Source organism: Amycolatopsis sp. lyj-109, from assembly GCF_046548995.1.
Taxonomy (GTDB): Bacteria; Actinomycetota; Actinomycetes; order Mycobacteriales; family Pseudonocardiaceae; genus Amycolatopsis.
Genome location: NZ_JAJPWR010000013.1, coordinates 287,234 through 299,334, shown reverse-complemented (window position 1 = coordinate 299,334; position 12,101 = coordinate 287,234). Strand labels below are relative to the sequence as shown.

General features: G+C 70.3%; 11 protein-coding genes. 7 read left to right on the top strand and 4 right to left on the bottom strand.

The window, feature by feature from the left end:
* Positions 1 to 202: 202 nt before the first annotated feature.
* Together prmC and ACLJQF_RS28675 are read right to left on the bottom strand one after the other, a co-directional pair.
* Positions 203 to 1,069: a peptide chain release factor N(5)-glutamine methyltransferase gene (prmC, locus tag ACLJQF_RS28680; protein ID WP_410613253.1), complete on the bottom strand. Its 867-nt coding sequence runs from the start codon at positions 1,067 to 1,069 to the stop codon at positions 203 to 205.
* A gap of 96 nt (positions 1,070 to 1,165) precedes the next feature.
* On the bottom strand, positions 1,166 to 1,513 hold the full coding sequence (locus ACLJQF_RS28675) for a MerR family transcriptional regulator (protein ID WP_410613251.1): 348 nt from the start codon (positions 1,511 to 1,513) through the stop codon (positions 1,166 to 1,168).
* Positions 1,514 to 1,567: 54 nt separating this feature from the next.
* On the opposite strand from ACLJQF_RS28675, the gene ACLJQF_RS28670 reads away from it, so the two are divergent.
* The 7 genes from ACLJQF_RS28670 to ACLJQF_RS28640 all read left to right on the top strand — a co-directional run bounded on the left by ACLJQF_RS28670 (position 1,568) and on the right by ACLJQF_RS28640 (position 10,531).
* The gene (locus tag ACLJQF_RS28670) at positions 1,568 to 2,356 is read left to right on the top strand and encodes a TIGR03619 family F420-dependent LLM class oxidoreductase (RefSeq protein WP_410613249.1); all 789 of its coding nucleotides are present in this window, start codon (positions 1,568 to 1,570) and stop codon (positions 2,354 to 2,356) included.
* A gap of 119 nt (positions 2,357 to 2,475) precedes the next feature.
* A complete protein-coding gene (locus ACLJQF_RS28665; protein ID WP_410613247.1) occupies positions 2,476 to 3,480 on the top strand; it encodes a glycosyltransferase family 2 protein in 1,005 nt (334 codons plus the stop codon).
* A complete protein-coding gene (locus tag ACLJQF_RS28660; RefSeq protein ID WP_410613245.1) occupies positions 3,477 to 3,908 on the top strand; it encodes a GtrA family protein in 432 nt (143 codons plus the stop codon). Before ACLJQF_RS28665 ends, ACLJQF_RS28660 begins: the two co-directional genes overlap by 4 nt.
* Entirely contained in the window at positions 3,901 to 5,166 is a 1,266-nt protein-coding gene (locus ACLJQF_RS28655) for a mannosyltransferase family protein (protein ID WP_410613243.1), read from the top strand. Before ACLJQF_RS28660 ends, ACLJQF_RS28655 begins: the two co-directional genes overlap by 8 nt.
* Positions 5,167 to 5,177: 11 nt before the next feature.
* The gene (locus ACLJQF_RS28650; protein WP_410613241.1) at positions 5,178 to 5,558 is read left to right on the top strand and encodes a VOC family protein; all 381 of its coding nucleotides are present in this window, start codon (positions 5,178 to 5,180) and stop codon (positions 5,556 to 5,558) included.
* Positions 5,559 to 5,958: 400 nt separating this feature from the next.
* Positions 5,959 to 10,263 carry a polymorphic toxin-type HINT domain-containing protein gene (locus ACLJQF_RS28645; RefSeq protein WP_410613239.1) on the top strand — a complete coding sequence of 1,435 codons (4,305 nt, stop codon included), beginning with the start codon at positions 5,959 to 5,961 and terminating at the stop codon, positions 10,261 to 10,263.
* A gap of 61 nt (positions 10,264 to 10,324) precedes the next feature.
* Entirely contained in the window at positions 10,325 to 10,531 is a 207-nt protein-coding gene (locus ACLJQF_RS28640) for a hypothetical protein (RefSeq protein ID WP_410613237.1), read from the top strand.
* Positions 10,532 to 10,618: 87 nt separating this feature from the next.
* Here ACLJQF_RS28640 and prfA read toward each other — a convergent pair whose 3' ends face one another.
* Positions 10,619 to 11,689, bottom strand: a complete 1,071-nt coding sequence (gene prfA, locus ACLJQF_RS28635) for a peptide chain release factor 1 (protein WP_410613235.1) — start codon at positions 11,687 to 11,689, stop codon at positions 10,619 to 10,621.
* 82 nt (positions 11,690 to 11,771) lie between these two features.
* Positions 11,772 to 12,002 carry a 50S ribosomal protein L31 gene (gene rpmE, locus ACLJQF_RS28630; protein ID WP_020640999.1) on the bottom strand — a complete coding sequence of 77 codons (231 nt, stop codon included), beginning with the start codon at positions 12,000 to 12,002 and terminating at the stop codon, positions 11,772 to 11,774.
* Positions 12,003 to 12,101 lie beyond the last annotated feature (99 nt).

Here is a 12,101-nt window from a genome sequence, read left to right as displayed (position 1 = left end):
GTCTGCCGCGGCTGGTCGTGAGTGGTAATTCGGGTTAGAACCCGAATTACCACTCACGACCACCAGCCACGGCAAACGGTGACCTTGTTTCCCCAGGTCACGCACACAAGTGTCCCTGTAGTACTAGCTCCCGGCCGGCAGCTGCGCGACCGGAATTGTCGGTGCCCACCGGTAGCGTGGAAAACGGGGGGCGCCCCCGGGCTCAGCCCAGCCGGCGGGCCGTGACGAACCGGGCCCGGCCCGTCAGGTCCGCGTGGCCCTCGACGCCCGTCAGCACCCGCCGCGCCCGGACCAGGGCCGGGACCGCCGAACCGTGCGTGTCGTCGTGCTCGATCGCCAGGCCGCCGCCCGGGCGCAGCAGCCGGGCACCCGCCGCGATCGCGTGGCGGATCACCGCCAGGCCGCTCTCCTCCGCGAACACCGCGCGCGGGGGGTCGTGCTCGGCCACCTCCGGGGGCACCGGGGTGCCCTCCGGGACGTACGGCGGGTTGCACAGGACCAGGTCGACCAGGCCGTCGAGCTCGGCGAACATCGTCGGGTCGCCGATGTCACCCGAGTACAGGCGGATCGGCGTGTTGCCCGCGTCGGCGTGGACGTCCGCGTTGTGGCGGGCCCAGGCCAGCGCCTGCGGGTCGATGTCCACCGCGTAGACGACCGCGTCCGGGCGGGCGTTGGCCACCGCCAGCGCCAGCGCGCCGGAGCCCGTGCACAGATCCACCACCACCGGGAACTCGCGGCCCTGCAGGAACTTGACCCCCCACTCGAGCAGCAGCTCGGTCTCCGGCCGCGGGACGAACACGCCCGCACCGACCGCGACCGTGATGTCACCGAGCGCGGCCCAGCCGGTCAGGTACTGCAGCGGGATGCGCTTCGCGCGTTGCTGGACGAGCTGGCCGATGGCCTCGATGACCGGCGGGTCGACCAGCGGCACCATCGGCAGCCGGCCGCGTTCGACCCCGAGCACGTGCGCGGCGATCACCTCGGCGTCGAACCTCGGCGAGGCGACGCCCGCGCGCTCGAGGATCCGGGTGGCCTCGATGATGGCCAGGCGCAGCGGCTGCCGATTCACTCGTCGTCCTTCACCTCGTCGAGCCTGGCACACCAGGCGGAACTCCCCCATGAGGACACGCGCCGGTCCTACGCCGTCCAGCGTATCGAGGCACCCTCACCGCGGGGGCGACAAGTACCCCGCCAGCGCGGTCCGGCGCCGCTGCAACGCGCCGATCCGGTCGTCCATCGCGGTCAGCTCGCGGCGCAGCATGACGGCCAGCTCCGGGCACAGGTCCAGGTGGGCCTCTTCGCCCCGCGCGCACTGCAGCGCCGAGGCGATCACCCCGGTGGTCAGCCCGGCCGCGAGCAGCCGCCGGATCTGCCGGACGCGGACGACGGCGTCCTCGTCGAAGGACCGGTAGCCGTTGCCGTCGCGCGACGGCGTCAGCAGGCCCTGCTCCCCGTAGTAGCGCAGCAGCCGCGTGCTGACGCCGGTGCGTTCCGCGAGCTCGCCGATCCGCATCTGCCCCCCGCAAGGTTGACCTTCACACCGATGTGAATGCCTAACGTCACCGGCATGACCGAACATTTCCTGGAAGCCGTGCTGCCGAACGAGCAGCCGGACCTCGACCCCGCCCGGCCCGCCGAGCTGGCCCGGCTCGCCGAAGACCTCGGCTACCGCGCCGCCTGGCTGCCCGACCACCTGCTGCCGCCCAGCCCCTACGGCGAGGTGTTCGGCGGTGTCCACGAGCCGCTGGTCACCCTCGCGTACATCGCCGCGGGGACCAGCCGGATCCGGCTCGGGACGTCGGTGCTGATCGTGCCGCTGCGGGAGCCGTTCGCGCTGGCCAAGCAGGTCGCGACGCTCGACAGGCTGTCCGGTCACCGGTTCGACCTCGGCGTCGGCACCGGCTGGAACGAACCGGAGTTCGCCGAGGTCGGCGCCGACTTCGGCACCCGGGGCAAGCGGACCGACGCCACCCTCGACCTGCTTGCCGAGCTGTTCCGCACCGGCCGCGGGCCCGGCGGCGGGTACTTCGAGCCCCGGCCGGCCGGCCCGGTGCCGGTCACCGTCGGGGGCAACTCGACGGCGGCGTTGCGGCGCGCCGCCCGGATCGGCACGACCTGGCAGAGCGCCGGCCTGTCCCCCGCCGAGTTCGGTGCGCGGGTCGCGGCCCTGCGGCGGCTTACCGGCGGACGGCCGGTCCGGGCGGCGGCGCGGGCGCAGTGGCGGGCCGACGCCCGGACGACCGCCGCGGACGCACGCGCCTACCGGGACGCGGGCGCCGACGCCGTGGTCGTCCACTTCGGCGGTGACGAGGGCACCGAAAGCCGGATGGCCGAGCTGGCCGCGGCGGCGGGCTGACCGGGTCCCGGCGTACCGGCCGTGCGGATCTCCTAGGATGCAGGGCACCGGGTCGGGGATTCGCCTGCTCGACGGCGCCGCCCGAACCGTTCCGCACCGAAACTCCGGGGAGCCCCGCAGTGCCCACAGAGCCGATCACCCGCCGGGTGGCGTTCATCTTCCCGATCTACAACGAGGAAGAGAACATCGACCTGCTGCACCGGACGGTGGACGAGGTGACCCGCCCCCTCGCCGGCAAGTACGACTTCAGCTTCCTCTACGTCGACGACGGCAGCCGGGACGGCTCGCTGGCCAAGCTCACCGAGCTCAGCGCCCGCGACGAGCGGGTCACGGTGGTCGAGCTGTCCCGCAACTTCGGCCACCAGATGGCCGTCACCGCCGGGCTGGACCTGGTCGACGCGGACGCCGTCGTGATCATGGACAGCGACATGCAGGACCCGCCGCGGGTGGCGCTCGAGCTGATCGAGAAGTGGGAAGAGGGCTTCGACGTCGTCTATGCGCAGCGCCGCTCGCGCCAGGACTCGCCGTTCAAGAAGCTGACCGCCGGCGGGTTCTACTGGTTCCTGCGGAAGATGGCCGCGGTCGACATCCCGAAGAACACCGGCGACTTCCGGCTGATCGACCGCAAGGTGGTCGACGAGCTGCGCAAGTACCGCGAGCGCGACCGCTTCCTGCGCGGGCTGGTCAGCTACATCGGCTTCAAGCAGACGGCCGTGCTGTTCGACCGCGACAAGCGGCACGCCGGCGTCACGGGCTACCCGCTGCGCAAGATGCTGCGCTTCGCCGCCGACGGCATCCTCGGCTTCTCGGTGACGCCGCTGCGGATGATCACGCGCTTCGGCTACCTGATGTCGTTCCTGAGCTTCCTCGGGATCCTCTACGTCGGTGGCGTCAAGCTGTTCGCCCCGGCGACGGCGGTGCCCGGCTGGGCCTTCCTCGGGATCGCGATGTTCTTCCTCGGCGGGATCCAGATCGTCATGCTCGGCGTGCTCGGCAGCTACATCGGCCGCACGTACTCCCAGGTGCAGAACCGGCCGCTCTACGGCGTCGCGTCGGTGCGCACGGGCCCGGCGGCGCCGGCGGAGGCCCGCGAGGGCGCTGACGCGGGACGAGGCACCCGGTGAAGCTGATCTCGGCGACCCAGCTGCGCTTCGGGCTGGTCGGCGTGGGGAACACGCTGGTCGACGCCCTCGGCTACGCGCTGCTGGTGACGCTGGGTGTCCCGCTGTTCGTGGCGAACTTCATCTCGACGACCACGGGCATGCTGCTCAGCTTCACGCTGAACCGGAACTTCACGTTCCGCGCCAAGGACGGCGACGTCCGCCGCCAGGCGCTGCTGTTCTTCGGCGTCACCGCGTTCGGCCTCTGGGTCGTACAGGCGGCGATCATCTTCGCGGTCACCAGCGCCTTCCCCGGCGTGAACGTGCTGATCCCGAAGTTCGCCGGCATCGCGGTCGGCCTGGTCTGGAACTACGTGCTCTACCACAAGGTGGTTTTCAAGCACCGGCCCGCGGCGGCCGAACCGCCGGTCGCGGAGGTTACGCATGACTAGCACGGCCGTCTCGTCCCGAGTCTCCGACCAGGTCGAGCCGGACCGCCCGGAGCCGGCCCACGCCAGTCGCTGGGCCTGGCTCAACGGCGACTACGCCCGCGTCTTCGCCGTGGTGCTGGCCTGGAACGTGGTGCTGATCGCGCTGGCGTACCTGTTCGCGCCGTCCAGCCCGGTCGACGAGGGCATCCCGAAGACCGGCATCGGCTCGACGATGAGCCTGCTGGCGCACACCTACCGCTGGGACGCCGGCAACTACGGCGAGATCGCCATGCACGCCTACACCGGCAGCTACGCCCCGACGCGGGCGTTCTACCCGGTGTTCCCGCTCCTGGTCTGGCTGGTGCAGACGGTCAGCTTCGGCACGATCGGCCTGCTCACCGCCGGGTTCCTGGTGAACCTGGTCGCCACCTGGCTGGCGGCGGTCGCGCTGCTCAAGATCGGCCGGCACTTCTTCGACGGCGAGCGGGCCCCGTGGCTGGTCGTCGCCGCGTTCCTCACCGCGCCCGCCGCGTTCTTCCTGCACTCGTTCTACAGCGAGGCGGTGTTCTGCGCGCTGGGCTTCTGGGCCTATCTGTTCGCACTGCGCCGGCAATGGCTCTGGATGGGCCTGACGCTGATCCCGCTGACGGCCTCCCGCATCACCGCGGCGGTCTTCGTCGGCCTGTGCTTCCTGGAGTTCTGGCGGTCGAAGGACTGGAAGCTGCGCGGCCTGCTGTCGTGGAACCTGCTGTGGTTCCCCGCGGCGTTCGCCGGCCTCGCCGGCGTGATGGTGGCCATGAAGGTCCAGACCGGCGACTTCTTCGCCAGCTTCAACGCGCTCAAGGGCGTGCGGGAGTGGTCGTACCACAAGTTCAACCCGAACATCGTCGAGACACTGTGGCGCGAAGCCAAGATCACCGGCCACGCCCTGCTCGGGGACACCCGGATGGACGCGTGGACGCTGATGAGCCACGTGCTGCCGATGATCGGCCTGGCGCTGCTGTTCGTGTCCTCGGTGTACGTCCTGGTGGCGCTGCGGTCGAAGGGCGTCCCGCTGGCGCTGTTCGGGTTCGCGGCCATCGTGATGCTGACGATGAACAACAACGTGGTGTCGGTCCACCGCTACCTGCTGCCGTGCCTGGTGATGTACGTGGCCCTGGTCCTGTTCGGCGAGCGCCGCCCGCAGCTGCGCGGCGCGGTGCACGTGGTCCTGTACGCGAACGCGCTGGTCTGCGGAATGATCTACCTGCGCTTCATCACGGGTTTCTGGTCCGGCTGAGAGGTCCGGTCATGCGGATCAAGTACCAGGTCGTCACCCTCGACGCGGCCGACCTCGCGGCCGAGAGCCGCTTCTGGGCGGGCGTCCTCGGCGGCGAGGTCGACGACGACGGCGACTGGCACATGGTGCTGGTGGACGGGGCGCCGCGGATCGGGGTGCAGCTCGCCCCCGATCACGTGCCCCCGCAGTGGCCGGACGGCCCGATCCGGCAGCAGATCCACCTCGACCTGTGGGTCGAGGACTTCGCCGAAGCCCACGAGCAGGTCATGGCCCTCGGCGCCACGGTGCTGAAGCCGGCCGCGGGGAACACGGCCGGGGACGACTTCCAGGTCTACGCCGACCCCGCCGGGCACCCCTTCTGCCTGTGCTGGCTGGTCCCCCAGCCCGGTTGAGTCCCTTCGCGATCCCCGGCTTCGTGACCCATGTCACGTCAATTTCTGTTAATGGCCGGTGACGGTTCGCGATATTCAGGCAGCGATGCCCGAATCTGCGGGGTCGCGTAGAAGGGGGACAGACAGATGCGGCTCTTCAGCAGGAACGCCCGGGGCACCCGGCCAAGAGTCGCCGTCACCGGCTTCCTCCTTCGCGAGGCCGGTCCCCCTTTCCACCGCTGACCGGTTGACGCAGCTCAGCCGGCACTGCCGCGCGCCCGCTTTCCCGTGAGACCACAGCCTTCGTCCGCCGGCGTCGGCTGAATCGGTCATGCCCACGAGCGCGGCGACCGGCCCCGTTCCCCCTTGTTCAGGTACCGCCTCCCCGCCGAGGCCGGTCCTCTCACGCGAGAAGAGAGTCATGAAACTGGTCAAGAGACGCCATCGATTGCTGCCGGGCAGCCTGATAATCACCCTGGTCACCGCGCTGACCGTGCAGGTCGGTGCGGGTCAGGCGGCGGCCGCCCAGCCGGTCGCCCAGGCCACGGCGGCCTCGGCCTCCTCGGGCGCACTGACCGCTCGGGCCAAGGTGCTCATCATCTGGCGCAGCGCCGGCAGCCAGGTCAAGGCCGAGGCCGCCAAGGCACTGGTCGGGTCCGACGCCGAGGTCGACGCCTTCCTGAACCAAAAGCTCGACGGCCTGGTCAAGCTGGACAACCGGCTCGCGGTCAACCAGCTCCTCTCCGCAGGCGGGCCGTCCGTGAAGACCGCCGCGCAGCAGGCGCTGGACGCCGCGGACACCGACGCCGACGCGCTGCGGAACTTCCTGAACGCGGGCTGGGTCAACGCCTCGGACACCGATCTGCGGATCCGCGTCAACCAGATGATGGCCGCAGGCGGCCAAGAGGTCAAAAGGGCGGCGCAGAAGGCGCTCGACGCCGGCACGCACGACGCGCTGAAGGACTTCCTGAAGGTTGCTTCGGTCCGTGCGGAAGCCACCGACCTCCGCCTCCGGGTCAACCAGATCCAGGCCGTCGGTGGCCCGGAGGTCAAGGCCGCCGCGCAGAGCGCGCTGGACAACGGCTCATCGGACGCGCTCCGGCTGTTCGTCGCCCGGGAATGGGAAGTCGCCGAGGCACGCGACCAGGAAACGGCCAGTGTTGCCCAGCTGGTCGCGGCCGCCAAGATCGCGGGTGCGCAGGCGGCGCAGGAAACCCAGGCAGCCAAGGACTCCGCGGACAAGGCGCTGAAGGAAGCCGACCTCGCCCGGCAGGCGACCGAACTCGCCGCCCAGGCCGCCGAGGCGGCCAAGAACGACGCCGCGGGTGCCGCGGCGGCGGCGGGCCGAGCGGCCGACGCCGCCAACCGCGCGGCGAGCGCGGCCGCCTCGGCGATCGGTGCGGCGAGCGCCGCTTCCGCCGCCGCCCGGGTCGCGGCCGGCGCCGCCACCCGAGCCGCGGCCGCCGCTTCCAAGGCGGGCAACGCCTCCAGTGCCGCGTGGAACGCCGCGGCCGCGGCGCGGGTCGACCGGAAGAACGCGGGCACCGCCTCGAAGGCTGCGATCGACGCGGCCTCCGCGTCCACCGCGGCCCAGCAGGCGGTCACCGCGATCGATCTGGCCAAGGAATCACTGGGGCACGCGCGCGAAGCGATCGACGCGGCGACTTCGGCGGGCCAGAACTCGACGAAGTCCGCCAACGCCGCGCAGGACGCCGTGAAGTGGGCGAAGGCCGCCGGCGCGGACGCCAGTCAAGCCGAGGCCGCGGCCGCGACGGCTCGCCGCCAAGCCGATCTGGCCAACCGCGCGGCCGCCTCGGCACGCGCGTACGCCGACGAGGCCGCGAGCGCCGCCGACCAGGCACGGATCCTGGCAGCGCGCGCCGCCGCCGACGCGCAGATCGCCGCGGACGCCGCGAACGACGCCGCCGCCCACGCGGGCGACGCCGTGCACGCGGCCGAACTCTCGACGCAGCACGCCAACTCCGCCACCAGCGCGGCGCAGATCGCCGTCGACTCGGCCACCCAGGCAAAGCGGCTCTACGATGCGGCACGCAAGGCCGATGACGACCGCATCGCGCTGCAGGCCGACGAAGCCACCGATGCCGCTCGCAAGGCCCTCGACGTCCATGACCAGTTGGGCCTCACCCGCAACTGGAACGCCGCGCAGGAAGCGCAACGAGACGCCGAGACCAACGGGCTGCTGGCCGCGGCCAGCGCGTCGAACGCGGACCCGGGGCTGGTGGTGACCAACGGCCGCAAGATCGCGTTCCGGTTGCTGGCCACCGGAGGACCGTGGACCAAGTCCGCCGCCGAGGGCGCGCTGAGGGGTGCCGACCCCGAGGTGCGGGCGTTCGTCCGGGCCGGGGTCGCCCAAGCCGCCGCGCTGGACGATCGCGAAAAGATCCAGGAGCTCATCGCCGACGCCGTCCCCGACCTGAAGAAGACCGGCGAGGCCGCCCTCGCGGGCACGGACGCCGACGTCAAGCGGTTCCTGGCGGCTCCGGACTACCCGACGCAGAACGTCGACCTCCGGCTCGCCGTCAACCGTGTGCAGTCCGCGGCCCGCGGCACCGGTGACGCCGTGGTCGTCGGCGCGGCGCAGAAGGCACTCGACACCGGAACCGTCGCCTCGTACCGCGAATTCCTCGACACCGGGCAGAACATCGCCCGGGAAAAGGACGACCGCCTCGCGATCAACCAGCTCATCGCCGCCCCCGCGACCGGGCAGGAAGCCCGCATGCTGGGCCAGGCGGCGCTGGACGGCTCTCCGATCATCATCCGGCAGTACCGCGACAGCGGCCAGTACATCGCCGCGCGGCACGACCGGGAAGCAGCCACGCACAACGCGGCCGTCGCCGGATTGGTCGCGGAAGCCACCTCGGTGGCGGCGACGGCGTCGCAGAACGCCGCCACCGCCCAGTCCGTGGCCGCCACCGCCCGTAACGCCGCCGCCGAGGCGGTCGAGTACGCCAACCGCGCCAAGGGCTACGCGAACGACGCGAAGACCTTCGCGCAGAACGCGGCCCAGTCCGCCCAGCAGGCACAGCAGTCGGCCATCCAGGCGGCCCAGTCGGCCGAGACGGCGAAGCAGGCCGCCGTCCGCGCCTCGCAGTCGGCGGTGCAGGCCACGCAGTCCGCCGCCAAGGCGCGGAACTCCGCCACCATCGCCAACCGGTACGCGCAGAGCGCCATCCAGGCTGCGCACCAGGCGTACCAGGACGCCGTCGACGCCGGCGCGGACGCCGACGCCGCCGTCACCGCCGCGAACAATGCCCGCGACCAAGCGATCATCAAGGCCAACAACGAAATCGCCGCCGCGAAGGCGCAGTTCGCCACCGACGTCAACAATGCGTGCAACGCCGTGCCCGCGGGACCGGACCACGACGACTGCGTCGCCCGCGCGACGCGGATGATCGCCGACCCCAAGGGCGAGTCCGAACGCAACGCCGCGATCTGCAACCAGTTCAAGCAGTACAGCGAAGAAACCTTCACCAAGTGCTTGCAGGGTGCGTACAACCCCGCGCTCACGTACACGATCAACAAGGCGATCGCGGAAGCCAAGCAGAAGGCCGAAGACGAGGCGGAGTCGGACCGCTGGTGGTCGATCGCGGGCACCATCGTGGCCGGCGCGGTCATCGTCGGGGCCGGCATCTTCTGCGCCGAAGTCTGCACCGCTCCGCTGGTCGGTGCCCTCGTCGGGGCCGAAGCGGGATTCCTCGCCGAAGCCGCCGGGGTGGGCCTCGAACTCACGATCGGAGCGGAATTCGTCAGCGGCGTGGCCAGTGACGCGTTCCTGGCGTCCAGGCTGAGCAGCCTCTCCCAGATCGACTTCCTCGGCGGCGTCGCGTTCCGCAGCGGGCTCGCCCGGCTCGACCTGCAGCTCATCGGAAAAGCCGGGCTGTGCAACAGTTTCACCCCCGGCACCGAGGTGCTGATGGGCGACGGCTCCCGGAAGGCCATCCAGTCCGTCGCGGTCGGCGACTCCGTCGTCGCGACCGACCCGGGCACCGGACGCACCCAGGTGGAACCGGTCACCGACACCATCGTCGGCGAGGGAATCAAGCACCTGGTCGACGTGCAGGTCCACCGCGCCGGCGGTGGGAGTGACGCCGTCACCGCCACTGATCAGCACCCCTTCTGGGTGGTCAACGAGAACCGCTGGCTCAACGCGGACCAGCTCGAGTCCGGCGATCAGCTGCGCAAACCCGACGGCGGCGCGGTACCGGTCGACAGTATCCACCAGCGAACTCAGCACCAGCGCGTCCACAACCTGACCGTCCGGGACATCAGCACCTACTACGTCTTCGCCGGAAGCACGCCGGTCCTCGTGCACAACACCGGCCCCGGGCTGTGTGGGGAGTACATCAACTTCTACGGTGGAGCCGAGGGCGGCGTGCTGGCGAACATCCGTGACGGCGTGATGAGCCTGGCCATCGAGAAGGGGCCGACCACCCCGCGAGGTGCCCAGATGTTCGATGACGCGATATCGAACTTCGGCGTGGAGAACGTCGCCGCGATTCAAGGAAAATGGGTCACCAACATGCCCAGCAACCTCAACACCTTCAATGACCTGACGAGGAGCGGAGCGATGACCGTCGAGCAGGCGGCAGCCGCGACGTTCACCGGAAAAATGGCCGCCCGGTTCGGCTTCACCAAGATCGAGGTGGTCAAGACGATCGGCAGCCCCGGCGCGTACACCGACGTCGAAGTACTCTTCACCAAGTAGGCGGCCCGAGATGGAAGAAGTTGTCGCCGAAGCCCGGCGGATGATCCAGGAGCAGCGGAGCGTGTTCGACCTGCTCGAATTCCTGCAGGAGGATGCTTCCTTTCGCTGCACGCCGTTCAATTTCCTGCGGGTACTGCACGAGGCCGCGGGAATTTCCTTGATCGAATCCCGGGAGCTGCTGTCGATGTTCGACCTCGACTGGCGGCCCAGTGCGCCGGCAGCCGAGATCGAACAGAAGTGGGCGGCGATGCTCAGCCGTCACGGCTGACCCGCCCTGCGTATGTGCGTGAAGGCCACCTTGAGGAACTTGAAGTTCCTCAAGGTGGCCTTCACGCACATCGGCGTGCAGTGGCCGTCAGCCCGACTGAGCCGCCAGGCGCTCTTCGCGGTCCGCGGTCGCCAGTGCGTCCAGCACGCCGTTCAGATCGCCGTCCAGGACCTGGTCGAGGTTGTACGCCTTGTAGTTCACCCGGTGGTCCGAGATGCGGTTCTCCGGGAAGTTGTACGTCCTGATCCGCTCCGAGCGGTCCACCGTGCGGACCTGCGAACGGCGGGCGTCGGACGCCTTCGCCGCCGCCTCTTCCTCCGCGATCGCCTGCAGCCGGGCCTGGAGCACCTGCAGGGCCCGGGCGCGGTTCTGGATCTGGGACTTCTCGTTCTGGCAGGACACCACGATGCCGGTCGGCAGGTGGGTGATCCGGACCGCCGAGTCGGTCGTGTTGACGCTCTGGCCGCCCGGGCCCGAGGACCGGAACACGTCGATGCGCAGGTCGTTCGGGTCGATCTCGACCTCGACCTCCTCCGGTTCCGGGTAGATGAGCACCCCGGACGCGGACGTGTGGATGCGGCCCTGGGACTCGGTCGCCGGCACCCGCTGGACGCGGTGGACGCCGCCCTCGAACTTCAGGCGGGACCAGACGCCGTCGACGTCGGCCGTCTTGCTCTTGATCGACAGCGTGACGTCCTTGAAGCCGCCCAGGTCGGAGTCCACCGAGTCGAGGACCTCCGCCTTCCAGCCGTGGCGCTCGGCGTAGCGGAGGTACATCCGCAGCAGGTCGCCGGCGAACAGGGCCGACTCCTCGCCGCCCTCGCCGGACTTGATCTCCATCACGACGTCGGAGCCGTCGTACGGGTCACGCGGCAGCAGCAGTTCGGTGAGTTTCGACTCGAGGTCGGGGATCTTCGCGGCCAGCTCTTCGGCCTCCGCGGCGAACTCCGCGTCCTCCGAGGCCATCTCCTTGGCGGCCGAGAGGTCGTCGCGGGCGGCGTCGAGTTCGCGGACGGCCCGCACCACCGGCGACAGCTCGGCGTAGCGGCGGCCGAGCTTGCGGGCGCGGGCCTGGTCGGCGTGCACCGCCGGATCCGCCAGCTGGGTCTCCAGCTCCGCGTGTTCGGCGAGCAGCCCCTTGAGCGAGCTCGAATCCACCTCTGCCACCTCTCAGCCCCGGAAGGTCGGTACAAAGCAACGGCGCCCACCCGGGAGTACCGGATGGGCGCCGTGGAAAAAGCTACTTGGCGTCGGCGTCCTTCTTCTGCCGCTTGCCGTAGCGAGCCTCGAAGCGCGCGACCCGGCCACCGGTGTCCATGATCTTCTGCTTGCCCGTGTAGAACGGGTGGCAGTTCGAACAGATCTCGACGTGGATGCTGCCGCTGGTCTTGGTGCTGCGCGTGGTGAAGCTGTTGCCGCAGTCGCAGTTCACGTCCGTGACCACGTACTCGGGGTGAATACCGCTCTTCATGGTGTCCTCTCTCGTTGGCTCCGGGTCCCCAGTCGTTCCCACGGGGTGAACCGGCGCCGGACTTCAGCGGGTAATTCTGCCAGACGAGCTGACGAGTAT